We start from the raw sequence: 23,079 nt of genomic DNA, 5'->3' as shown, positions 1-23,079 counted from the left end.
TCGCACCTGCCAGGAGTCGCCTCTGGATCACGCCGATGCGCCCAGGCATCTGGCGCAGAGCGCGATGTACCCAACGGAGTTTGAATGCGGCATGGATCATGCGCATCGAATTTACATTCTTTGCCTTCCGATGCATAGCATTGGAAGGCGTTGGCGAACCCGCCCAGATGCGGGGCGTTATATCGGCGCATCAATTTCGCTGTGCATCTGCGCATCGCCCACGGCGTGTCCTGCTGGTGCGTTCATCAGCAACGTCACCATCTGCGACATCGTGGCGCGGTACTCGGCGGAATTGATCCCCTTGTCCCGCGCCAGGCGGTGCATGTCTGCGTGGACATGGCCGACCTCACCGTCCGTCAAACTCTGCATTCGCAAGTAATGCGCAAGCGCGCAGTGCTCATGCGCCCGTTCCGGGTCGGCTGCATCCCGATCGTGCCCTCCATATTCCCAGAGCCAGTGTGCAGCCAGGGCACCCAGCGCAGTTGTGGGTCGCGCTGGATCGACGGTGATGGCAAATTGCCGAATCCAGTCGCTCAGGGCTGCGGCAGGCATCGGCCTCGCCAGCGCAAAGCCTTGCCCGAAATCGGCGCCGAGGACCATCGCCACTTCGATCAAGGCGGGCGATTCCAGTCCCTCGACCACCACGTCGAGTTCCAGGGTGTGCGCCAGGCGAATGAGCGACCCGATGAACCCAATCACCCGGCGGGGATCCTTCTGCGCCTCGCGCACCAGGCCCTGATCGATCTTGACGGTCTGGAACGGCAATTGCCGCAGCCGCAGCAGGCTCGAGTAACCCGAGCCCAGATCGTCCATCTCCAGGCGCACGCCCAGCGCGGACAGCGCCTGCACTGCGGCATCACGGCGCGGGGCGTCATGAAAGTCTCCGCTTTCCAGCAGTTCCATGTGCAGGCGGTCGGGCGACAGGCCGGTACGTTCAAGGGCTCGGGCGATCCAGTTCGGGCACTCCGGCTGCATCAGCACCTCGGGAGGGAGGTTGATCGAGAGTTCCAGGCGCACGCCCTGTGCCTCCAGCGCGAGGATCTGCGCAATCGCCTTCTCCAGCCCCAGAGTAAACAGCCGTGTGATTTCGCTGGCGCCAAACCACGGCAGAAACTCTCCCGGCAGCACCTGCTTCCCGTCCTGCAGACGCAGCCGCGCCAGGGCTTCGACCCGCTTGACCCTGCCGTCGCGCAGATCGACCAGCGGCTGCAGCAGCATGTCCAGCCCCTCGGGAGTGAGCCGCGCGCGCCACGCCAGACGCTGCTGGTCCGGCAGCACCTGTGCCGGTGCGCGCCGCGCATGGCTCAGCGCGCGGGTGAACAGTTGCCCGAGCGGCGTCAGGCTGTGCAGCATCCAGTGTGACTCGAATTGATTGGGGTGGGCGCCATACAGCGTCAGAATGGCGGCCATGCGGTCGTTGTCATCGCGGATCGGGATCGACACCGCGCTGCGAAATCCCACGACTTCAGCCGCCTCGCGCCAGGGATGCGCACGGGCGTCCTGCGAGAAGCTGGACACGGTTTCGATGCGCTCGTTTCTCCAGGCACGAATCTGCGTGGCCTTTGAGAGCGGACTCTCGGATTCCAGCGTCGGCAGATACGCCTGCCCGTGGCGCTTGAAGTGCGCCACATACGCGTTGAAGCGTGGGGTGGCGAACTCCACCACGGGCTGGCCCATCGCATCCGGGCGGCCAAAGGCGACCGCCTGGATGCCCGGCAGTTGCACCAGTTCCTCCAGCACCCAGTGCATGAAGTCGATGCGGTTGACAAAGTCTGTGGCAATCTGCGTGGCCGCCTGAATCCAGTTCGTGTACTGATCGATGGTCTCCTGCTCGCCCTGCGCCTGCGCTTGCAGTTCCACGCGGATCCGTCCCGTGATGACGCGCTGCAAGGGCTGTCGATCGGTCTCACGCAACAGCGTGTGCCGAATCAGGCTGACTGCCTGTTGCAGATAGGTTTCCAGCGACTCGACCAGGACCGTGGTGGAGACCCCGGTCAGCGCGTGGATGGCGCCCAGCCTGCGGGCGTCGCCGCGATGCGTTGCCTCCTCCAGATCGGGCGAGAGCAAGGCCAGCAGGTGCGCCTCCTGCGCGCGATACAGCCGGGTCTGTTCGGTGGGGCTCAGGGTTTGCAGGATCGCCTGCATCTGCGGTTGCGTCGCCAGTTCGGTGTAGAACTGCTGCACGAAGCCCGAGGCGAATGCGTCGACCTGCGGCGCAAGCAGCCGCAGCAGGCGCTGTGCATCCGCGCCATACGGTGCAATGGGCGCGGGCAACAGCGCCGCTGCGGGCGGGATGGGCTCCTGATGCTGACCAGCGAGCTGCCACCAAGTGGTCCGCTGGGCCTTATGGGTCTTGCTGGCGTAGAGCGCCGCGTCCGCAGCGCGGATCAGGGTGTCGGCATCCGCACCGTGGTGGGGATAGAGCGCCAGCCCCAGGCTCATGTCGACACAGGCGCTGTGCCCATCGGGCAAGTCGAAGGGCGCCTGCACCACGTCGTGCAGGCGTGACAGAGTGGCTTCCAGATCGGTGAGCTGGGTCAATCCTTCCAGGACGAGGACAAACTCGTCCCCGCCCAGGCGGCCGACGAAGTCGGTGTCGCGCAGCGACTGCTGCAGACGTTGCGCAAAACTGCGCAGCAAGGCGTCTCCTGCGGCGTGTCCCCATTGATCGTTGACCGGCTTGAAATCATCCAGATCGAGCATGCCCACGGCCAGAATCTGCTGCTGCCGCCGTGCGCGCGCCACGGCACGTGCCAGATGCTGTTCCAGGCTGGCCCGGTTGGGCAGCCGGGTCAGGGCGTCGCGTGTCGCGCGCTTGCGCAGCTTGCGTTCCAGACGTTCGCGGCGCAGGGCACCGGCCATCAGCTCGGCGAGCAGGTGGATGTTCTCGGCCTGCTCCGGGTCGGGCTCGGATGTTGGATGGCGCGAAAACCAGGCAATGGCCAGTACGCCGAGGGTTTGCGCGCCCGATCGCACAGGCACCAGATAGTTGGCCTTCAGACCGCTGTCGACGAAGGCCGGAAGGGCGCCCGGGCTGGCGGCATAGTCGGCATGAAAGAACGCACGTCCTTCGCGCACCACCTGTCCTGCGGTTCCCTCATCGGCAGGAAACCGATGCGCGGCGAACTGCTGCTGATGCGAATCAGGCAGACCGTGAAAGAAGCGGTAGCTCAGCATGTCGCCGTCGCGCTCGATGAAGGCAGCACCATCGGCGCCGACCAGGTGTGCGGCAGCCTGCGCCGCGCGCTCGAAAAACCGGCCAAAGTGCACCTCTGCCGCCAGGGCATGCAGCAGGGACAGCGGCAGCAGGGACTGGGCCTGCCGACGCAGCGCAGGAGACGACCGAGCGCTGCGTTCCACCGACCTTGCCGGTGCGTCGGACAGCACACTGCGGTTCTTGCCTCCGGATTTCGCGTCATACAGTGCCATGTCGGCGCGTTCCATCAAGGCGGCGAGCAGCGCGTCTGGCACGCCGGGCTCGGGCTGCGTCCACGCCACGCCGATGCTGCAGGTTGGCAGCGCGATGACCTGACCATCCGGGCAGACCTGAATGAGACCGTCAAGCTCCCGGCGCATGGCATCGGCCAGTTCCAGCGCCTGCTCGGCGCTGACATCGCTCAGCAGCAGGCAGAATTCCTCGCCGCCCAGGCGGGCGAACACGTCCTGCGGGCGTTTCTTTTCGTTCAGCAGGCTGGCAACCTGCTGAAGGACCCGATCGCCGCAGGCATGCCCCCGCGTGTCATTGATCTGTTTGAAGTCATCCAGATCGAACAGCACAAAGGCGGCGGCCAATCCCTGTGCGGCCAGGTCGTGCAGGCGCTGCGCGGCCTGTGCCATGAAGTGGCGGCGGTTGGGCACGCCAGTGAGCGCGTCGGTCTGGGCCTGCGATTGCAGGATTTTTTCGCGCTGCACCTGTTCGGTGATGTCCTTGAACGCGAACAGCAGGGCGTCGGTCTGGTCGAAGTGCGTTTCGATCACCGAGGCCAGCACCCAGATGATCGACCCATCCAGACGGCGAAAGGCGATTTCACGGTTCTGCACGGCGTGGCTGCGCTTCACTTCGGCCAGCAAGGACTGACGGGTGTCAGGATCGACCCATTGCTCAAGCATTGACATGCCGATCGGGTTGGCCTGACCGCTGCCGAACAGTTCGCGTGCGGCGGGGTTGGCGTACAGCACCTGTGCCGTGGCCGGATCGGTGATCACGGTCGGCGCCGGCAGGCGCTCGATCATGTCGCGAAAGATCCGCTCCTTGCGCAACAGTTCCTGGGCACGGTCTTCGGCGCGGCGCTCCAGATGCAGGTTCAGCACGCGCAGCTCAGCCAGCGCCTGTTGCCGCTGGTTGTGCAGGGCGCCGGCATACAGAATGCTCGCGGCCATCGCCATGCCCATGAGCTCGATGCCCACCACGGCCTGCGCCAGCGGCAAGCCCGCATAGGGGCCGTAACCCGAGATCGTGGCGCCGAGAACCAGAATGAAGGCCACCGCCAGATGCAGCAGAGTGATGCGCTGATCCAGACGGAACACCGACCAGATCGGCGGCAGCAGCAACATGGCGAGCAGCCCAAGGCGCACCGGCAGGCTCAGGCCGGGGGCGAAGAACGCCAGTCCCCAGACGAGCACGCTGAATGCCAGCGCTGCCAGTCCTTCGGGCTGCAGCAGCAGACGCCACCAGCTCACCGCACTGTGGCGCTGCTGCCAGAGCAAGTGCGCCACGGGCACGAGCATCAGCGCCGCGCAGGCATCGCCGACTGCCCATTGCCAGAGCGTCGGAACAAACAGCGCGTTGTCCTGGCCTTCGAGGCCTACCAGTCCCAGTGCGCCAAACAGCCCGGACAGCAGGCCGGCGACCGCTCCCATCCAGAACAGGAAGCGGCTGATGGCCGCCGGAGAGGTCCAGAACGCCTGCTCCGCAGTCGCATGGCGCCGCAGACCACAATAGCCCGCCATCGGCGCAAGGACATTGCCCAGGGAGACCCACGACGCACCAGCCAGGCTCCAGTGGAACAAGTCTGAGTTCACCCACAGCGACCCCAGAAAGATCGCAGGCATTGCCCGCCAGCCCCACAGCAAGGCGGCAAAAACGGACAGCGCAGCCGGGGGCCAGAAGGGCGAGACGAAGGTGAACAGCAGCGACGGCAGTTTCCCCAGCAGGCTGTAGCTCAGGAACAGGATGGCATTGAGCAGCAGCAGGCTGAGGGCGGAGTGAACCCGACGTGATGTCATGCGTCGTCTGACGAAAGGTGCGTGTGGGGCGCCGCCCGACCCAACTGGAACAGGGAGAGCCGAAAGAGAACCAACGTTGCAGTTGCTGCGCTCGGACTGCGTTCAAACACGCAATTCTTCCGCGGGAATCTGATATTGCCCCGGCCCCATCAGGTCGATGCCGCAGGCGAGTCCGTCGAGCCAGTCGAGCAACTGGCCGATCGCCGGCCCGGCAATGGGCGCACCATGCTGCGGCGCGATCATCACGATGTCGAGCTTGCGCACCATGTTGACCCAGAGCTTGAGAATCTTGCTGCTCACCATGTAGCGGCGGTGAAATGCCTCCATGCCATGCGGGAAAGGTTGCAGATTGGCGATCACATGGCCGGCCCGCTCGCCGCTGAGGAGCGACACGCCCAGATCGCCGGAGAACAGGATTTTGCTCACCGGGTCGTAGAACTGAAAATTCCCCTCGGCGTGCATGAAATGCGCGGGAAGCAGCCACAGGGTGGTCTGCCCGAAACGCAGTCGCCCGCCAGAATCGGGCACGGCAATCACGCGGTTATCGGTCTTGCCGAGCTTGCAGAAATGCGGCGCGAAACGCGCCCACAGCGACGAGATCACCAGCTTGGCCTGGGTGGAGGTCATCCAGCGATCGAGCGAGGCGATGATGTCCGGGTCGGCGTGCGAAGCCAGGATGTAGTCGAGCTTGTTCGGCGCGATGTACTTGCGCATGGTCAGGCTCAGCTCGTTGTAGGTCATGTTGCCGCCCGGGTCGAGGATCACGCCTTCGTCGTGGTCGACGATCAGAAACTGATTGGCCTGCACCGCGTCCTCGTCGGGAACGAGATCGGTGAACAGCACGCACGCGTGGTGGGCGTCTTTGTAGAGTTCGATGGACATGTGCCGGGTGTTGCCTGAAAACGAAATGGAAAGCTGTGCTCGGAGTCAGATCTGCAGTTGCAGGCCGACCGATTGCAGAAAGGGAATGAGAAGGGTGTGCGCGCCGCGCAACTCGATGACTTTGCCAAGCTGTGTCTGGGCTTCCACCCAGTTCAGCAGGTCGGTTGCTGCGGCAAAGTCCACCCGCTGCACCGCTTGCAGGTCCACGGTCATCGCGTCGGCGTGCTGAGCCTGTGCTCTCAGAGAGCGCAGGAACGCATTGCCCGAGCCCGACAGATTGCCACTCAGACGGGCTGTGGTCTGCACCAATCCGGCATCGGCGCGCCCGACGTGGGTTCCTGCCTGCAAGGAACGCACGGCGCTGTGCTGGGTCGTCAGGCCCCGCTCCGACCCGCCGACACGCTTGAACCGAGGGGGCGTCCAGTCCACCGGCGAACAGGCGCAAGCGATGGAGATCTCCACCGCGAGATCGACAAAAGCGGCTTCGTCCCCCATGAGGCGCAAGACCTGCAGGCGCAGGGTCGTGTCGGCAGAGACCCTCGGCGCAGATTGCAGCCGGGTTGCCGCCAGCAGCATGTCGGTGCCATGCAGATCGAGTTCGACGGCGCGGTCATTCAACATGCGCAATGCGTCGGCAAGCGGGCCGCGCTGCGCGTCCTGAATGGTGACCAGCGCAGACCAGTCCAGCAGCAGGTGGGTGGCGCTCTCAGCGACAAAGCGTTCGAAGGCGCGCAGTTGCAGGATGTCGAATTGTTCCGCAGAAAAAAAACTCACGGTCTGCAGGTTTGCGGTCTGCAGAGGCCCGAGTTCAGGGCGCGGCACCGGGGTCTGTCCATAGTCTCGCACGTAGTCCAGCGAGCGGGACTGCAGTTTGTCGGCCTGGCCGGTCGCCCAGTAAAAATCGAGCAGCGCCTGGAAGACCTGCTGCTTCGCAACCAGACCCCCCTCAGTTTGCAAGCCAGTCAGGAGCTGGGATTCCACCTGGGCGTCGCGGCCCTCTGCAAAATCGAAGGACGCCAGTTCGATCACGGCGGGCAGCGGCGGCACGGTTTGCCCCCACTGCGTGAGCGGCTGGGTGGCGAGGGGCAAGGTGGTTTGCGGCCGCGTGGGCGCGTGCAGGCGACTGTCGGCCAGGCGCGGCGCGCTGCGACGCGATGCGCCGGGACGCAGGGTCGATGCCGCAAAGCCCACTTGCGCCAGACCGCTTTGCATGATCAGACTGACGGGCTGTGTGGGACTGAGCTGTCGCTTGTGTTCATTCTGGATCTGCCGCTCGATGGCGTCGATCTTGTGCAGAGTGTGTTGGCGAGTGGCGGCGCGCAGCGGGGGCGGTGGCAGCGTAGACGGAATGGACAGGCCTTCGAGGGCTTGCCCGAACTGCGATCTGCGGTTGCGCATTTCTCGGCGCAGGACGTCGAACTCCCGATCGCGGATCAGAACCGCAGCGCGATCGAGCATTTGCGCCTCCCGCCGTCGTGCAGCTTCTCTGCCTGGATCAGGCCGTTCGCCAGGTTGAAACTGCGTCAACGCCCAGTCGGTGGTCGGGTGGCGGACAAATCGGCTCAGTCGACTCAGGAAGCCGGGAGCGGTCTTGGGTTGGGCTTTCTTGTTCATGCGTCGGGCCGCATCAGGTCGGTCGGTCCAAAATCCGCAGGCAAGGTGAGTGCTTCGTGGAATTGATCGAGGCCCTCGGGCGTCTGCTGCTTGCGCGGTTTTTCCGGCGAGAGCAAAAGACGCAAGGTGCTGTCGCCAAGCCGTAGCACATCATCCGGCAGCAGAATCGAGGCGTTGATGCGCTTGCCGTTGAGCCAGGTGCCATTGGTGCTGCCGAGGTCTTCGATCCACCAGCCACTTTCGGTGTGTTGCAGCACGGCATGCACGCCACTGACGCGCGGGTCAGGCAGCGCAATGGTGTTGTGGCCATGTCGGCCGATGTGCAAACGGGGCAGCCGCAACTCGATGGCATGACTGACTGCGCCCGGAAGAAAGACGAGAAGTTTGCTCATGGTTCAGCGGCAAGGTGGGGGAGCATATTTGGACGGCAGGGTGGGCGTGGCGTTGGCGGTGACACCATCTTTCGTGGTCTGCCCCCCGGAAAAGCACACCCAGCGCAGGCTGCCCTCGCTTGGTGCAGGTTGCAGCACCAAGGTGTAGCCGTTGGCCTGGTTGGGGTCGAGAAGCTGGTTGTAGGTGATGATGATGGTGCCGCCATAGCCCACGAGGACGCTGATGCTGTAAGTACCTGAAGGCGGTTCGGCGCCATAGGCCTGCGTGCAGGCTGTTGTTGCGCCGGTACACACCGGATCGGTACTCGGCCAGTCTGAAATGAAACTGCCATGCGTTGCCCAATACTCGGCGACGGCGTTTTTGATCCCCGAGGTCAGGTTGATGCCCTCGGTCACACGAGCGCGCACCATGTAATCGCGGTATTGGGGAATGGCCACCGCAGCAAGAATGCCGATGATGGCGACCACGATCATCAATTCGATCAGGGTAAAGCCTGCTTCGCGCCGCGCACGCGCCGTGTCTGGTGTGCCGCGATGCGTCACTCGATGTGTTGTCATGACACCTCCGGTTCCTGTTGATCCTGTTCCGGTGTGTGCAGAATCCAGTTCCAGAAGGCCGCGTGGACAGCGGCACTGCTGTGACTGAGTCGCAGATCGGCGTCTGCGTCGTTTTTGTGCATCGCAGCGGTCAGGCACTCATGAAACTCGGTGTGCGCCTGCACCAACTGTTGATATGGCGGAGCATCGCCCCATTGACCCGCCTGCTGCTCCAGCCAGAGACCCAGCGCGCAATGCTGCGGGGCCTGGGGATTGAGCAGTGCCTGCATTTCCGCAGCATCCATCGTGCGTGCCAGCACCTTGCGCGCCCGCATGCGGTGGGTGACGAGCGCCTGGACCGCGCGTTCTGCATCGACGATCTGCGGTTTGGCCAGCGCAGCCAGCCACGACAGTTCCTGCGTGTGGCGCTCCAACCAGATCGGCACCTGCCCTGCAGGCATGGGCTGCGCGAACACATAGCCCTGCAAGTGGCGAAACCCAAGAAGGCACAGGGCCCGGCACTGTGCGCGCGTTTCCACGCCCTCTGCAATGGCGCTGATGCCCAGCATCTGCGCCAGCCGCAACATGCCGTAGCTCAGGCTCAGATCGATGCCGTCCTGGAGCAGATCGCGGACGAAGCTGCGGTCGATCTTGACCACCGAGACATCGAACTGCTGCAGGTGTGCCAGACTGGCGTTGCCGGTGCCAAAGTCGTCCAGGCTGATGGACAGGCCCAGGCGACGCAGTTCAAGAATGGTGGCGTTGACCACCCGCAAATTGAGCGACGGGCCGTGTTCGGTGATTTCCAGGCTGAGATCCTGCGTGCGCACATCGGGGTAAGCAGCGAGTGTCTCGCGCACCGTCCCGACAAAATCGGGATGGGCAAAATGATGCGGCGAGACATTGATGGCCAGCTTGAGCCGCAACCCCTGCTGTTGCCACGCCGTCAGTTGCCGCAGCGCGGCGTCCAGCACGTAGCGATCCACCTCGATGCCGAGCTGCGCGTCGGCCAGCGCGGTTTCAAATTCCTCGGCGCGGCGCAATTGCCCTTGTGCATCCAGCAGCCGGACCAGTGCTTCGAATTTGCGCACATGAAATCGCGAGGACTCGGGCTCGATGGTGAGAACAGGCTGAAAATGCAGTTGCAGACGACCTTGCTGCAAACCCTCGCGCAGCATTGCACGCTGCTGGTGCAGGGTGTCGTGCTGGTGCTTGAGTCGCTGCGAATACAGCTTGAACCGGCCGCGTCCAGCACTCTTTGCGTCATACAGGGCCAGATCGGCGCGCTGAAATACCTCCAGCTTGCAGTCGCCGGCACGGCGTTGCACCGCCAGACCGATGGAGCAGCCCTGTTGCAAGGTGGTCTCGGCGATGTTCATGGGCACTGCCATGGCACGCAGCAGACGGTCTGCAACCTGGATGGCCTGTTCCTCCGAGCGGCATTCCGGCATGAGGATGGCAAATTCATCGCCTCCGATGCGCGCCGGCATGTCGCTCAGACGCACCAGGGTCTTGAGCCGGTTCGCCACTTCAACCAGAACGGCATCTCCTGCCGGATGGCCGAGGGTGTCGTTGATTCGTTTGAAGTCGTCCAGATCGAACAGTGCGAGGGTAAATCCCTGCTGCCCCAAGGGGTGGTGTTCCAGCATGTGCAGGCGGCGATCGACGCCACGCCGGTTGAGCAGTCCGGTCAGCGGGTCCCGCTCGGTGAGAAATTCCAGCTTGCCCTGCTGCTCCTTGATGGCGGTGACATCTTGCAGCTGCCACAGCGCACCTTGAATGGTGCCATCCCGCAGGAGGGGCACGTAATGGCGCAAGACATGTCGCCCTCCGCGCAGACGGATGTCTGCCTGATCCGGGCGATCCTGGCGAATCAGGGACTTGATGCGCTCCAACTCAGGCTCGGGATCGTCGAGCGCCGGAGCCAGATGGTCAAAAAAAGTGCGCCACCCCTGGCCGACCAGTTCGGCTGGATGCAGACGCAAGTTGAAGAGTTCGAGACAGGCTGGATTGATTTGCGCGACCTGGCCTGCGGCATCGAACACCACCACGGCGCTTGGCAGGTTGCGCAACACATCCTCCATCTGCGCGGCGACCGCGTATGCGTTTGCGGCGCTCATGGCTGGACACCAGGTTTGTGAAACTCGCTGAGCTCGAAATAGATCTGACTGAGAAGTCTGGCAACGCGGTGGGAGGCGCGGTTATAGGGAGCATCGGTCCGCAAGGCCTGCATCGCTTCCTCATTCCGCCCCTGATCTGACAGCCGAATGATGTCCGCAGCAAGTTTGTGAAATTGCGCATGCTCCTGTCTGAGCTGGTCCATCAGTTGCGCAGGGATGCGCGCATCCTTGGCCTGAGTCTCCAGCCACATTCCCAGGTCGCAGGCGTCGCACCGGCCAACGACTGCGGGATCGAGTGTGTCTTGTGATCGCCCCGATACGACGTCTTTCAGGCGGTTTTTCCAACGTTGGTGCGTGGCGATCGCCGAGTAGAAATCCAGGCCTGAGCGCTCCGAGATGTCATCAGCCGTCTCGGGGCGAGAGGGCATCTCGTCTTCCTCAGTCTCTGCGGAAGGATCAGCCTCTTGTGCTGCGGCCCTGTCCGGGCTCGCCGAGTCCATTCTTTTTCGCAGCCAATCCAGCCAACTCATTGCAGACTCCAAATTTGTTCATGTCGAGCAGCCCGCATGACCGTTCGATCAACAGAATCGCTTGCGCTGCCGATTGACACCAGGGTGCCCGACACGCAGTGCATAGCGGCAGGCGTATCCCCAAGGCTGACGAGCAGGAGCGCGATCATCAAAACACTGTAAATCGTCGATTTCAGTCTTTGACGTCGGAATCCTAAATGTGCTTTGGAGCGAAAAACGCGCCCCCGCATTCCTGGGGTGCGATTAAACAAATTTCTGTGATTTATCTCACAACGACAAAAGAAACAAGAAATTTCGCTATCCAAAAAACGAAACCCATGTTTGATTTACATCAACAACAACATGTACTTTTCTGTAAGTGCATGTTATGTACCTTACTTCAACAGTAGGCCAACATGGGAGCGTCTGAGGCTGGCTTCCATACTGGTTCCGGGATTGCGTTGAGTCGTCCCACAGAGTCGCAGCGAATGATGGGCGCAGTTTGACAGTGTGCAGGATGGTGCAGGTGGGCAGGTCTACCAAACCGGAGTGAAGTGCGATCTCGCTCTATGCGATGCCATCCTTCTGCCCGCGCAAGGGGTGGAGGCGCCATTGAGGTGAAAAGTTTCTGATCTGCGCCCTTCCCGCCATCGCGGCGATCACGCAAGTCAGCCGCCCTATGCTGGCCGCCGTCACAGGTCGGCGCGATCAAAATTTTCATGCGAACTGTAGGTAGTCGCCCCTGCAAAATTCGTTTTCCGTTCCCCAACCGGACGGAACGCCACCCCATGAGACAGCCGCGTCGGGATTGGGGCGGCGAGCCCACAGTCTCAGGCCAGTGCCCAAGCGGGGCCGCGGGCGGGCGGTGAGGCGCCCATCGCCCGCGCACCCCCCAGCGCCTGGCGCAGCAGGCGCAAAAAAACCGGGCCCAGGCCCAGACGGACGATGGCGCGCAGCAGCCATTTGATGTTGTAGCCCGCCGCGCAGCTCAGGGCGTGCAGCGCATCGCCCAGCGCCCCCTTGAGCCAGCAGCGATCCAGGCGGTGATCGGCCTTCAAGTGTCCGATGGCCGGCTCTACCGCCGAGCGGCGGCGCAGCCAGGTGCGCTGCTGTGCAGTCAGGCGCTTGAACTTGCCGCGGTGCAGGATGTGCCGGCCCGGGTTGTCGGCATCCACCCCGCGAAAGCCCAGATCGACGACGACATGTTGGATGGTCACGGCCCAGTCCTGCATCAGAATGGTGGCCTGTTCCAGTGCCGCATGCAGGATGTGGCCGTCATAGGGATTGCCGGGGAAGGTGCGCGCCCCCAGCATCAGCCCCTGCTGGTGCGAGACCACCACGGCCGTCTTCACCCCAAACTCGTAGGGCTTGCGCGCCTTGCCCTTGCCGATGCACTCCACCTCCGGGGCATGCAGGGCGTAGAGTTTGTTCTTGTCTTTGGGTTGCTGCGTGCGCACGGCTTCAGCCCGGGCCATCCACTCCTGGAGCGCAGCCAGCGCTTTGGGGGAAGACGGGACAAAGTCCGCCGCCTGAAGCGTGCGCTGCACCGCGCGCAGCACAATCCCCAGGATCGTGCGCTGGCGTTTGATCACGCGCTGCAGACGCCGCAATTGCTTGGCGTGGGCATAGCCTGCCGCCTTGAAGCGCAAGGCCTTGCCTTCCTTGGCGTAGGTCTGCTTGAGGGGGATGCCTGCTTGTTTGGCGCTGCGCACCACCTTGTGGCGGGCGATCTCCAGCAGGCGGCTGTCGGTGGGGTGGGCGATGGCCTTCTCCTGCACGGTGGTGTCGACGATCACCCGCTGCAGCTCCTGGGGCTGCACGGCGCGGGTGGCCACAGCCGTGTCGATGGTGGCCTTGAGGAGTTCTTCCAGGCCGTCTTCCCCCAAGGCGCGGCGAAACCTCCCGACCTGGGTCGCGTCGCACGGCAGGCGGTGTTCAAAGTACGCCTGGCCCGAGAAGAACTGCCACAGCACGTTCTCGCTCCAGCGCACGACCAGTTCCTCATCGCTGACGTTGAAGGTGTGCTTCAGATACAGCAGGCTGATCATCAGCCGCAGGGGCAGCCGTGGACGACCCGCAGCACTGGCGCCTGCACCCACAAGTGCCTGATTGGGGCCGAACAGGTCCATGCCTTCGACCACGGTGCCTGCGCGCACTTGGCGCGCAAACTTCTCGGCAATGGCCGCCTCCAGTTGCGCCCAGGGCAGTCGTGTGGCCAGCACCGCCAGCGGGTCGCCCAGGTTGATCATCGCGTCGATGCGGCTGCGGAAAAAGTCGGGCGTTGCCATCCAGAAATCCCTCAGAAAATCGCCTCCACCATAACGTTTCTCAAGGGATTCGGTGCACCGAAAAACACAACAAAGTGTGCATTCATGCGGGGTGCAGGGGTTTTGCAGGGGGGACTAGGTATCACGCCCCAATGCCGGGGCGGGAGAGTTCGATGATGAAAAACGACAATCCAGGCAGCGCAAAGCCGCTACTCCTGAACGACAAGGCTGCAGCACAAATGCTCGGTATCGGCAAATCGACCCTTTGGCGCAAGGCCAGAGCAGGGCGGGTTCCTCCTCCGGTGACTCTTGCGGGAACAACCCGCTGGCGTGTTGCAGATTTGGAACGGTTTGTGGCGACTCTGAGCGCCGCAGGCAGTCCTTCAGACTGTCAGAGTCCCTTCAAGGGATGAGAGGTGCCCAGTTGGGGGCATCTCATCAACATTAAAGCGGAAACGAAGATGACAGATGGTGTGTAGATCTTCGCTAAGTGGTTGATTTATTGGTGGGTTGTGACAGGCTCGAACTGTCGACCTACGGATTAAGAGTCCGCTGCTCTACCAACTGAGCTAACAACCCGCAACCAGTTTGATTTTAACTGCGTTGTCTGGTCGATTTCTGGGGTGGTGGGTCGTGCGTGACTCGAACACGCGACCAACGGATTAAAAGTCCGCTGCTCTACCGACTGAGCTAACGACCCCACTCGAAATCAAGCCAGAAATCATAGCACGGCGTCGATCGCGCGTGCCGCCAGCATCATGCCCATCGACGCAGTCACCATGACGCTGGAACCAAAGCCGGCGCAGTTCAGGCTGTTGTCCGGCGCATTGCTCTCGTCCGCGAGCGGGTCGCAGGACGGGTTGTCGGGACGGACGATGGACTCTTTGCTGAACGCGCAGAACACGCCCATGCGACCGCTGCGTGGCGCGCCATGCTGGCGGCGCAACTGATAGCGCACATTCGCCAGCAGCGGGTCGTGGGTGATGTCGGCCAGGTCGGCGCACTGCAGCGCGTCCGCATGGCGCTTGCCACCGGCGGCCCCGGCCATGAAGATGGGCTGACGGCGATGCAGGCAGAGTGCGGCGATGGCGGCCTTGGCGCGAACCTGATCGCAGCAGTCGAGCACGAGTTTGGCGTCTGCCGGGATCAGCGCTGCGGCGTTGTCGGCATCGACAAAGTCCTCGATACACACAACGCTGCACAGCGGATTGATCTGCGCAAAGCGCTCCTGCAGCGCGAGCACCTTGGACATGCCGAAGGTGTTGTCCAGGGCCTGGATCTGGCGGTTGATGTTGGACTCTGCCACATGATCGAGATCGATCAGGGTGAGGCGGCCCACGCCGCTGCGGGCCAGCGCTTCTGCAGCCCAGGAGCCCACGCCGCCGAGGCCGATGATGACTGCATGCGCCTGGGCAATGCGCTGCGCGCCCCGCTCGCCATACAGCCGTGCTAGCCCGCTGAAACGCCGACCGACATCGGGTGCCAACGGGTCCTGTTCGGACATGGGATGCGCAGGCATCAGGACATGCGCTCCACGCGCCAGGCCTGATACTTCACCCCCAGCACCGCGCCGCCGACAATGGACAGGAAGGCGATCCAGCTGGTGATCGACAGGGTGGATACGCCGCTCATGCCCTGACCGATGGTGCAGCCCAGTGCGGTGACGCCGCCCACACCCATCAGCGCGCCGCCCACCAGATGGTTGGCGGTGTCTTCCGCGCCACGAAAGCCTTCCCAGCGGAACTGGCGGCTCAGCAGCGCCATGCCGGCCGACCCGGCAATCACGCCGAACACCGACACGATGCCCAGGGTCAGCACATTGCTCGCATCGCTGTACATCATGAACCAGAACAGGGTGTAGGCCAGCGGGGCAACGAAGCTCAGCGACTCCATCTTGTTGTTCTGCGTGCCAATATAAGCGGCCTGCAGGGTTTGCGGGTCTTCGGCCAGATAGCCCAGCTTGCCGGAGACGAACCAGACTCCCACGATCACCGCACCCAGGCCGAAGCCGGCGAGCAGGTTGTTGGCGGTGCGGAATTCGCGCGCGCTGAGTGCCCAGCCGCCCAGCAGCAGCCCCACGCCCAGACCGAGCGCCGCCTGCAGGCTGCGCAGCGGCAGGCCGGTGAGATGGGCGAAGATCGCGGGCAGGTCTTGCGGGCCAGAGAGCTGCAGGCTGACCTTGTCGATGAAATGCACCCGCACCTCGGCGGTGATGCCACGCAGGGTGATGTAGGCAAACACCGCAATCATCACAAATACGACCACAGCCTTGAGATTGCCCTCGCCGATGCGCACCAGCGTCTTGCTGCCGCAGCCCGAGGCCAGCACCATGCCGAATCCGAACATCAGCCCGCCCACGAGCGCCGACAGCCACAGCACCCGGGATGTGGTGTAGATGGTCTGCGCCGCGTCGATCTGCCCGCCGGCGGCCAGCAGGTTGAAACCGATGGTGGCCGTGGCAATGGCCAGAATCCACATGCGCATGCGCGTCCACGATCCCATGTTGACGATATCGCTGACCGAGCCCATGGTGCAGAAACGCGTGCGCTGCATGATGGCACCGAACACCACGCTGAGTGCGAATGCGCCCCACAGCACAGTGGCATGGATGGTTGCAAGGGAGGGGGACGACATGAAACGGGTGGAGGCGCTGAAGGGCGGCGCCCTGCGATTCGACAATGGAGCGCTATTGTTCCACGACGGGTGCCGCCGATACGCTGCGCTGGGTTTTGTGCGGCAACGATCAGGCGCCGGGAGCGCCCTGGTAGCGCGTGCAGTCGGCCACTCCTGCGTCGATGAAGCCTTGCGCCCGGATGCGGCAGGCGTCGCACCGGCCACAGGCTCGGCCTGCGTCATCGGCCTGGTAGCAGCTCACCGTCAACGCGAAATCCACACCCAGACGCAGACCGGTGCGGATGATGTCGGCCTTGCTCAGGGCGATGATCGGCGCATGGATCTGCGTCGGTCGGCCTTCCACTGCAGCCTTGGTCGCCAGATTGGCCATGCGCTCGAATGCGGCGACATACTCCGGGCGGCAATCGGGGTAGCCGGAATAGTCCACCGCATTGGCGCCATAAAAAAGATGCTGCGCTCCCAGCGCCTCGGCCCAGCTCAGCGCCAGGGACAACATGACGGTATTGCGTGCTGGAACGTAGGTGAGCGGAATGCCGGGCTGCGCACCTGCTGTCGGCACGTCAAGTGTGTGATCGGTCAATGCCGAACCGCCAAAGCGGCTGAGGTCGAGCGCAATGACTTCATGCTGCGCGGCGCCCAGCGCCGTTGCCACATGGCGCGCCGCCTGCAGCTCGGCCCGGTGGCGCTGCCCGTAGTCGAGCGACAGCGCGTAGGTGCGAAACCCCTGTTCGCGCACCAGGGCCAGCACGGTGGCCGAATCCATGCCGCCCGAAAGCAGCACGACGGCCGCCGGTGTTGCAGCCGTGGTCACCGCAACTTGGCCAGACGATCGCGGCCCGCCTGCGCCGCTTCGGACTGCGGGTAGGTTTTCACTAGCTCGCTCAGCGTCTTGCGGGCGGCGGCAATTTGTCGCATTTCGATCTGGCAGTTCGCCAGGCCCAGCAAGGCCTCGGGCAAGCGCGGGTTGTTCGGGCTGCTCTGAATGAGGCCCTGGAAGGTGGCGATGGCGTCCTTGTACTGCTTCTGCGCGTACTGGGCATTGGCCAACCAGTACTGGGCATCGGCGTCATACGGGCTGGCGGGATATTGCGCGAGGAAGGCTTTGAGCTGCGTGGCACTGCCCGCAAAGTCGCCATTGCGGAAGGTGGCCAGTGCCTGATCGAAGGCCGCCTTTTCGGCAGGCTGCACCGTGTACGACTGACCGTTGATCTGCACCTGCACCGGCTCCAGAGGCTTGAGCCGCTGCGTGAGCTGCTGCTGGCTGGCCTGCAGCTTGCCCAGCGCATCGTTGAGCTGCTGCGTGGCGGCGTCCTGCTTGCCGCGCACCTGGGCAATTTCACCGCGCATCTGCTCGATCTGGTTGGACAGGTCGAGCAGGGAGGTGCGGATCTGCTGGATCTGCTGCGCCTGCTGAGCAAGTTGCGCCTGCGTGGCCTGCTGATTCTGCGCAACCTGGTTGCGCAGATCGAGAATGGCACGCCGGGCTTCATTGTCCGGAAACATGTCGGCATGGGCTGGCGCCGCCAGCCCGATGCCGAGCCCCGCCGCCAGCATGACGGCTGGCAGAGCCCGCTGCGCCTGGCGCAACGGCGCAGCAATCCGCAGAGAGAAACGGGCGCGGGTCATCGTTGATAGACGATGTCAACGCGACGGTTCTCGGCGTAGTCCGCCTCGGTCGTACCCAGCGCCTTGGGCTTTTCCTTGCCGTAGCTGATGGCTTCCATCTGCGAGGGCTTCACGCCGAGGAGTTTCAGGCCTTTCATCACGGCGTCGGCGCGCTTCTGGCCCAGCGCGAGGTTGTACTCACGGCTGCCACGCGCGTCGGTGTTGCCCTGCAGTTGCACATGCGCCTGCGGGTGCTGGGTGAGATACGTGGCGTTGGCGTTGAGCACCGGGGTGTACTGACTTTCCACCGTGTAGCTGTTGAAGGCGAAATAGATGCTCTTCGGCACGTTGGGGCCAGGGCCGGCATTGGACTCGGCGGGCGCCTGCACGGCAGCCACCTGATTCTGGCCCGCGCCGTTGGCGTTTGCACCCGCTGTGCCGCTTTCGGTGGGGGTGGGGGTCTTGGACTCGACAGGCGCCTGCTTGACAGGGACAGGCGAGGCGCAGCCACCAAGGGCCAGGGCGGCGGCAAGTGCGGTGAAAACCAGGGTAGAGCGCATGTTCACGTGATTCTCCGATCGAAACGTGGTGGTGGGGAGTGGGAAAAGCGAAAGGGAAGTAAAGAAGAATGACGGGATCAACGATCCGGTGTCCAGGGGCCCCAGCTGGGCTCGCGCACCTGCACACCGGCCTGCGACAGGGTGGAGCGTACGCGACCGTCGATGGAGACCGTCTTGAGCACTTCACCGCCACGCCCGCCTGCAGAATAAAGCACGATCTGGCCATTCGGGGCAAAACTGGGGTGCCCGCAGTCGCTGCCGTCGTCGAGCAGTTGCGTGGCGTTGGTCGCGAGGTTGATCGACCATAGCTGGTAGCTGTTGCCCTGCTGGGAGATGTAGGCCAGGGTCTTGCCATCCGGACTGATGGCGGGGCTGACGTTGTAGCCGCCGCTGTAGGTGATGCGCTGCACGCTGCCGCCGTTCAGACCGACCTTGTAGACCTGCGGACCGCCATCGCGGTCGCTGACGAAATACAGGCTCTGACCGTCGGGAGAAAAAGTCGGTTCGGTGTCGATGGAATACGAGCGCATGAGCTGCCGTGGCGTGCCGCCCGTGCTGGGCATCAGATAGATCTGCGAGCGCCCGGTGAGCGTGAGCACCACGGCCAGCGTGCCGCCGTCGGGCGAGAACGCCGGGGCGCTGTTCGACCCCTTGAAATTGGCCACAGCACGGCGCGCGCCGCTGCGCACGTCCTGCATGAAGACCACGGGCTTGCCGGTCTCGAATGAAACGTAGGCCAGATCCTGCCCATTGGGCGACCATACCGGGGAGAGCAACGGCTCGCGGCTGCGCAATGCGAACTGCGGATTCGCGCCGTCGCTGTCGGCGATGTTGAGCGAAAAATTGTGCTGTCCCGCCTTGGTGATGTAGGCGATGCGCGTAGCGAACACGCCGCGCTGCCCGGTGAGTTTCTGGTAGATGTAATCGCTGATCTTGTGCGCCGCCAGGCGCAGATCGCCCGGCGTGACGGTCAGTGCCAGACCGCCCAGATCGGCCTGCTTCACCGCGTCCCACAGGCGGAACTGCACTTGCCAGCGGCCGCCCGCCGCCTGCACCACACTGCCACCGGCGGCTGCTTCCAGGTTCTGCGAACGCCAGGCCGCATAGTTGGGCGGCCCCTGTTCGGTGAGCATCTGCCCACCGAGGTTGCTGACCGCAAACAGCCCGCTGCGCGTCAGATCGGCGCGGACGATGTCGGCAATCGGCTGCGGACAATTGTTCGGGTCCCGAAACACCCCGATGCCCACCGGAATCTGCGTGGCACCGATGCCCGAGACATCCACCTTGAACTGCGCTTGCGCCGAATTGGCCAGCGCGGCGAGCCCGACGAATGAAGCGGCTCCGCGAACGAGCGGGGTGGAGAGGGAACCAAGAACAAATCGGCGTCGCAGCATGGAGGTCATTGGATGGGGCGCGCCCGGCTCAGGCAATCTGGACAGACGCAGCGATGAAATTCTAAGAAGGACAGCAGACACGCCGTCGTAAAAATTGGCAAGTCTTGCTGCAATGCGCAATTGAATCAGACTTTGCCACAGCAAGACCGAGTTGCAGAAATGGGATTGGTTCCACAAGTTGGAAAACCGCGCGCTCGCGCCTCATCGGTCAGCGGCGCAATTCCTGTTCGGCATTGGAGCGCTGCCCCAGCCACAACTTCAGGTAGCGGTACCAAGTCTCGTGTGCAACGCTACAGGCGAGCACAAACCCAAGGCGCCCATCGAGAAAGCCCCGCCGCAGCACATAGGTCCGAAAGAACGCCCACAGGCTCTTGCCCAGTGCCGTGGCGAGCCCGGATTGGCGCCCTCGCGCAGCCAACTTCTGAGCTCCCGCGCTGGAGTACCGGTTCATTTTTTCCAGCACATCATCCAGCGAGCGATAGCTGATGTGCAGCAAATCGCATTGAAGTTGGCCGACTGTCCCCAGAACCTGAACCGATTCATGCACGATGTCGTCCGAAAACCGCGCCTTGCCCCGCCGGAATACCCGGACCACGCGATCGGGATACCACCCACCATGGCGCATGAATTGCCCGCAATAACTCGACAGGCGTGGGAGAGAAAAAGCGTCCGGCGCGTCGGTGCGCTGCACGGCAGATTGAATCTCTGCAGCCAGAGCGGGCGTCACCCGCTCGTCGGCGTCGATGGACAACACCCATTCTCCCTGCGCAAGGTCAAGCGCACGGTTTTTTTGGCGGCCAAACCCGGGCCAGTCCGGTGCAATGATGACCTTTGCGCCGAGATTGCGGGCTATTTCCACTGTGCCGTCGCTGCTGCCACCGTCAACAATCACGACCTCGTCAGCCCATTTTACCCCTACCAAGCACTCAGCGATATTACGGTGCTCATTACGTGTAATGATGACTACCGAGATCCCTCGCATCACCATTCATCCGTTCAGTTTGCCATCTGAATTTTTTAAGGGTGGAGCAGAAAACTTTTCGCCAGGCATTGGATCCCAGGCAGCCATATCACCGAGTGGAATGTTACTGAACAGGCCGTGAAATGCACGTTTGAATCTCCCACTGAGAGTTGGCTTCGGCAAAAGACCAATTGATTGAGTGCATGCATCACAGTCCATCTGACGCAGAAAATTACGCATGAACTCCCCTTGGGTAATCCCCCACTTGAGTGCGAAGGCGCGTGAGCCGCGGTTTTTCCTGATACGTCCGGTGCTGCGGCAGGCAAAGTGGTAAAGACGACTCGCTGCAACAATCTCAAAATGGCGAAATCCCACAATCCAAAGCTTCATCAGTAAGTCGTCATCAGAACTCATACCCGGACTGAATTCAAGGCTGTAACCACCAACGATGAACCACCAGCGCTTGGCAATCAATGTCGGCTGCGATGCGCGTCCAAACATGTCAGAGCGCCGGACATCCATGTAATGATCAAGCAAACCAGGCAAGTCAAAGTGATCAGGGTCTATTCCATGATTTTGAACGATGACTCGTTCGTTTCCAGTTTGCATTGGCTCAAGCAGCATAGACGATAGAAAGATACGATCATCTGTTGCAGACTCAATTTTTTGAATCAATGCGGAGTCCCATCCAGGGCAACAAACCATATCATCATTCATGTAGAGTATCCAATCAAAAGTTGCCAGACCGGCAATGTGATTGAGCGCCATACAAATTCCGATATTTCCCGATGAGTGAGTGTGGCGTATTCCCTGCTCTCGTACCCAGCTCAATGTACCGTCAGATCCATCATTGACATGCACGATAATTTCATGATCGGCGACGGAATTATTCCTTATACTGTCAATGCACAACTTAAGGAATGGTAAATTATTCCACGACGGAATCAGGATGCTGAATTTCATTTGTATTCTTCATTTTTGTGGCAGGATAGGCCACCGCCATTAAAACAGCGATTGTGAGAGCGTAAAATGCCGCTGTCATCGTTAAATCAAAAGTTTCAACAGTCAACCCATATATAAAAAATCCGATCACAAAAGCTAATCCCATTCGCGCAGCAGAACGTGATGCCGGCATCGGCGCGTTCAATTGAGCCCAAAACATCCAACCGGGCACGATGTAGACACTCATAATAGCAATAAAACCTATCACTCCAAGCTGCGACAGGCGAGACAGGATTTCACTATGCACCTCCTGTCGACCAAAATCCGCAGCCAACGGAGTCAAATACCCGGCTTGCTGCAATGAATTCATCAATTCTTTGAATCCCCCCATCCCGATTCCAAATATTGGATGATCAATAAAAATCATCAATGCGACTCGCCAGAGCTGAAATCGTATGCCTATCGAAGTATTTTCGTTCCCCTGATCGAAGGCGTGGATGTTATTATGAATGAGATTAATCCGTTGCTGGATTTCAGGAATCTTTTCGTATCCGATATAGAAAAATACTGAAAATACGATAAATACAATTAATGCTGCTAGCGCCGGAAATTTTTTTCTATTGATTAGATAGGCAACAATCAAAAGCACTGGAATAGAAACCCACCCCCCTCTGGAGCCAGAGAGAATTGATGCATAGAGACCAGCAGCGGCAGCCAACAGCGCCAGAGAAAGATGCAACCAAGATTTTACAGTTGATTTTTTCTCTTGGATTACAATGCCAAACAGAGGAATTATACCCAGTGAAAGCGCGATATCACCAAAATGTATTGGATTAACAAATGAAGTCCCAATGCGGACGATTCCTTTATCAGCACCCCAAATTTGGGGATCAAACAAAACATATCCGGCCGCCACCAGCGCCCCGATCAAAAATCCGCGTCGAATATTTATCAGCAATGCGGGATCGAACCGACGGAGCGCAAAAAAAATTGGTATCGCAATCAAAAATCTTGATACTGCGTCGTAGTATGACCATCCCCAGCGGTGATTCGCCCATTGGCTCAAAAATACTGCCACTGGCAGCCCTATCATGGACAGCGAAAAAAGAATCGCTTTGCTTTGATCCAAAGGATCCTTCAGACACACCCGCGCAATTAACGTCTGATGTCTATTGACTCTATTGAATGCGTGCCAACGAGGACTGAGCAGCAATCCGAGACTCATCAAAAACAGGAGAAAAATGGCGGTGTTAACCGCACCTGGAACAATCAGCGTCAAAGCTGGATAGGCCACCAGCAGGCCGACGATGGCAGACTTGAACCAGGCACTGTCAAGCGCGGACCACCTCTCTGCAACGACTAGCATCAGGGAGTCACCCGGAAAATGAATACGCAGACCATTGCCGCGTCATACTGAGAAAAGACATGGTCTTCAA

At 61.7% G+C, this 23,079-nt stretch carries 18 protein-coding genes and 2 tRNA genes; 1 reads left to right on the top strand and 19 read right to left on the bottom strand.

The window, feature by feature from the left end:
* Positions 1 to 177 precede the first annotated feature (177 nt).
* The 8 genes from AC1ZQA_RS03580 to AC1ZQA_RS03545 form a co-directional block, all read right to left on the bottom strand.
* On the bottom strand, positions 178 to 5,226 hold the full coding sequence (locus AC1ZQA_RS03580) for a diguanylate cyclase domain-containing protein (protein ID WP_482678455.1): 5,049 nt from the start codon (positions 5,224 to 5,226) through the stop codon (positions 178 to 180).
* Between the two features lie 102 nt (positions 5,227 to 5,328).
* Positions 5,329 to 6,108: an oxygen-binding di-iron domain-containing protein gene (locus AC1ZQA_RS03575; RefSeq protein ID WP_482678454.1), complete on the bottom strand. Its 780-nt coding sequence runs from the start codon at positions 6,106 to 6,108 to the stop codon at positions 5,329 to 5,331.
* Between the two features lie 45 nt (positions 6,109 to 6,153).
* Positions 6,154 to 7,566 carry an STAS domain-containing protein gene (locus tag AC1ZQA_RS03570; protein ID WP_482678453.1) on the bottom strand — a complete coding sequence of 471 codons (1,413 nt, stop codon included), beginning with the start codon at positions 7,564 to 7,566 and terminating at the stop codon, positions 6,154 to 6,156.
* A 152-nt stretch (positions 7,567 to 7,718) separates the two neighbouring features.
* On the bottom strand, positions 7,719 to 8,114 hold the full coding sequence (locus AC1ZQA_RS03565; protein ID WP_482678452.1) for an FHA domain-containing protein: 396 nt from the start codon (positions 8,112 to 8,114) through the stop codon (positions 7,719 to 7,721).
* Between the two features lie 3 nt (positions 8,115 to 8,117).
* Entirely contained in the window at positions 8,118 to 8,672 is a 555-nt protein-coding gene (locus AC1ZQA_RS03560) for a pilin (protein ID WP_482678451.1), read from the bottom strand.
* Complete coding sequence (locus AC1ZQA_RS03555) at positions 8,669 to 10,771, bottom strand: EAL domain-containing protein (protein ID WP_482678450.1); 2,103 nt, start codon at positions 10,769 to 10,771, stop codon at positions 8,669 to 8,671. The genes AC1ZQA_RS03560 and AC1ZQA_RS03555 overlap by 4 nt, the downstream gene beginning before the upstream one ends.
* Positions 10,768 to 11,301 (bottom strand): CZB domain-containing protein, encoded by a 534-nt coding sequence (locus AC1ZQA_RS03550; RefSeq protein ID WP_482678449.1) that lies wholly within the window; start codon positions 11,299 to 11,301, stop codon positions 10,768 to 10,770. Before AC1ZQA_RS03550 ends, AC1ZQA_RS03555 begins: the two co-directional genes overlap by 4 nt.
* Positions 11,302 to 12,110: 809 nt before the next feature.
* Positions 12,111 to 13,568 carry an IS5 family transposase gene (locus AC1ZQA_RS03545; protein ID WP_482677102.1) on the bottom strand — a complete coding sequence of 486 codons (1,458 nt, stop codon included), beginning with the start codon at positions 13,566 to 13,568 and terminating at the stop codon, positions 12,111 to 12,113.
* Positions 13,569 to 13,720: 152 nt separating this feature from the next.
* On the opposite strand from AC1ZQA_RS03545, the gene AC1ZQA_RS03540 reads away from it, so the two are divergent.
* A complete protein-coding gene (locus tag AC1ZQA_RS03540; protein ID WP_482678448.1) occupies positions 13,721 to 13,960 on the top strand; it encodes a helix-turn-helix transcriptional regulator in 240 nt (79 codons plus the stop codon).
* Between the two features lie 90 nt (positions 13,961 to 14,050).
* On the opposite strand, the gene AC1ZQA_RS03535 is transcribed toward AC1ZQA_RS03540, so the two are convergent.
* The 11 genes from AC1ZQA_RS03535 to AC1ZQA_RS03485 all read right to left on the bottom strand — a co-directional run bounded on the left by AC1ZQA_RS03535 (position 14,051) and on the right by AC1ZQA_RS03485 (position 23,009).
* Positions 14,051 to 14,126: transfer RNA gene (locus AC1ZQA_RS03535), tRNA-Lys, on the bottom strand.
* 45 nt (positions 14,127 to 14,171) lie between these two features.
* A tRNA-Lys gene (locus tag AC1ZQA_RS03530) sits at positions 14,172 to 14,247 on the bottom strand.
* A 21-nt stretch (positions 14,248 to 14,268) separates the two neighbouring features.
* A complete protein-coding gene (locus tag AC1ZQA_RS03525; RefSeq protein WP_482678447.1) occupies positions 14,269 to 15,051 on the bottom strand; it encodes a tRNA threonylcarbamoyladenosine dehydratase in 783 nt (260 codons plus the stop codon).
* 14 nt (positions 15,052 to 15,065) lie between these two features.
* The gene (locus AC1ZQA_RS03520; protein ID WP_482678446.1) at positions 15,066 to 16,181 is read right to left on the bottom strand and encodes a YeeE/YedE family protein; all 1,116 of its coding nucleotides are present in this window, start codon (positions 16,179 to 16,181) and stop codon (positions 15,066 to 15,068) included.
* A gap of 109 nt (positions 16,182 to 16,290) precedes the next feature.
* Positions 16,291 to 16,992, bottom strand: coding sequence for a 7-cyano-7-deazaguanine synthase QueC (gene queC / locus AC1ZQA_RS03515; RefSeq protein WP_482678445.1), 702 nt, complete (start codon positions 16,990 to 16,992; stop codon positions 16,291 to 16,293).
* On the bottom strand, positions 16,989 to 17,807 hold the full coding sequence (ybgF, locus tag AC1ZQA_RS03510; RefSeq protein ID WP_482678444.1) for a tol-pal system protein YbgF: 819 nt from the start codon (positions 17,805 to 17,807) through the stop codon (positions 16,989 to 16,991). The genes queC and ybgF overlap by 4 nt, the downstream gene beginning before the upstream one ends.
* Complete coding sequence (gene pal, locus AC1ZQA_RS03505) at positions 17,804 to 18,346, bottom strand: peptidoglycan-associated lipoprotein Pal (RefSeq protein WP_482679268.1); 543 nt, start codon at positions 18,344 to 18,346, stop codon at positions 17,804 to 17,806. The genes ybgF and pal overlap by 4 nt, the downstream gene beginning before the upstream one ends.
* 77 nt (positions 18,347 to 18,423) lie before the next feature.
* Positions 18,424 to 19,749, bottom strand: a complete 1,326-nt coding sequence (gene tolB, locus AC1ZQA_RS03500; RefSeq protein ID WP_482678443.1) for a Tol-Pal system beta propeller repeat protein TolB — start codon at positions 19,747 to 19,749, stop codon at positions 18,424 to 18,426.
* 199 nt (positions 19,750 to 19,948) lie between these two features.
* Positions 19,949 to 20,722 (bottom strand): glycosyltransferase family 2 protein, encoded by a 774-nt coding sequence (locus AC1ZQA_RS03495; protein ID WP_482679267.1) that lies wholly within the window; start codon positions 20,720 to 20,722, stop codon positions 19,949 to 19,951.
* 6 nt (positions 20,723 to 20,728) lie between these two features.
* Positions 20,729 to 21,664 carry a glycosyltransferase family 2 protein gene (locus AC1ZQA_RS03490; RefSeq protein WP_482678442.1) on the bottom strand — a complete coding sequence of 312 codons (936 nt, stop codon included), beginning with the start codon at positions 21,662 to 21,664 and terminating at the stop codon, positions 20,729 to 20,731.
* A complete protein-coding gene (locus AC1ZQA_RS03485; protein ID WP_482678441.1) occupies positions 21,630 to 23,009 on the bottom strand; it encodes an O-antigen ligase family protein in 1,380 nt (459 codons plus the stop codon). Before AC1ZQA_RS03485 ends, AC1ZQA_RS03490 begins: the two co-directional genes overlap by 35 nt.
* Positions 23,010 to 23,079 lie beyond the last annotated feature (70 nt).

Source organism: Thiomonas sp. DCM-2 (assembly GCF_056820905.1).
The sequence above is the reverse complement of the archived record's forward strand: the minus strand, read 5'-3'. Positions and strand labels throughout refer to the sequence as shown.

Coding starts and splice junctions, on each gene's coding strand:
- AC1ZQA_RS03580 (WP_482678455.1), bottom strand. CDS start 5,226: ATGACATCACGTCGGGTTCACTCCGCCCTCAGCCTGCTGCTGCTCAAT.
- AC1ZQA_RS03575 (WP_482678454.1), bottom strand. CDS start 6,108: ATGTCCATCGAACTCTACAAAGACGCCCACCACGCGTGCGTGCTGTTC.
- AC1ZQA_RS03570 (WP_482678453.1), bottom strand. CDS start 7,566: ATGCTCGATCGCGCTGCGGTTCTGATCCGCGATCGGGAGTTCGACGTC.
- AC1ZQA_RS03565 (WP_482678452.1), bottom strand. CDS start 8,114: ATGAGCAAACTTCTCGTCTTTCTTCCGGGCGCAGTCAGTCATGCCATC.
- AC1ZQA_RS03560 (WP_482678451.1), bottom strand. CDS start 8,672: ATGACAACACATCGAGTGACGCATCGCGGCACACCAGACACGGCGCGT.
- AC1ZQA_RS03555 (WP_482678450.1), bottom strand. CDS start 10,771: ATGAGCGCCGCAAACGCATACGCGGTCGCCGCGCAGATGGAGGATGTG.
- AC1ZQA_RS03550 (WP_482678449.1), bottom strand. CDS start 11,301: ATGAGTTGGCTGGATTGGCTGCGAAAAAGAATGGACTCGGCGAGCCCG.
- AC1ZQA_RS03545 (WP_482677102.1), bottom strand. CDS start 13,568: ATGGCAACGCCCGACTTTTTCCGCAGCCGCATCGACGCGATGATCAAC.
- AC1ZQA_RS03540 (WP_482678448.1), top strand. CDS start 13,721: ATGATGAAAAACGACAATCCAGGCAGCGCAAAGCCGCTACTCCTGAAC.
- AC1ZQA_RS03525 (WP_482678447.1), bottom strand. CDS start 15,051: ATGTCCGAACAGGACCCGTTGGCACCCGATGTCGGTCGGCGTTTCAGC.
- AC1ZQA_RS03520 (WP_482678446.1), bottom strand. CDS start 16,181: ATGTCGTCCCCCTCCCTTGCAACCATCCATGCCACTGTGCTGTGGGGC.
- ybgF (WP_482678444.1), bottom strand. CDS start 17,807: ATGACCCGCGCCCGTTTCTCTCTGCGGATTGCTGCGCCGTTGCGCCAG.
- pal (WP_482679268.1), bottom strand. CDS start 18,346: ATGCGCTCTACCCTGGTTTTCACCGCACTTGCCGCCGCCCTGGCCCTT.
- tolB (WP_482678443.1), bottom strand. CDS start 19,749: ATGACCTCCATGCTGCGACGCCGATTTGTTCTTGGTTCCCTCTCCACC.
- AC1ZQA_RS03495 (WP_482679267.1), bottom strand. CDS start 20,722: ATGCGAGGGATCTCGGTAGTCATCATTACACGTAATGAGCACCGTAAT.
- AC1ZQA_RS03490 (WP_482678442.1), bottom strand. CDS start 21,664: ATGAAATTCAGCATCCTGATTCCGTCGTGGAATAATTTACCATTCCTT.
- AC1ZQA_RS03485 (WP_482678441.1), bottom strand. CDS start 23,009: ATGCTAGTCGTTGCAGAGAGGTGGTCCGCGCTTGACAGTGCCTGGTTC.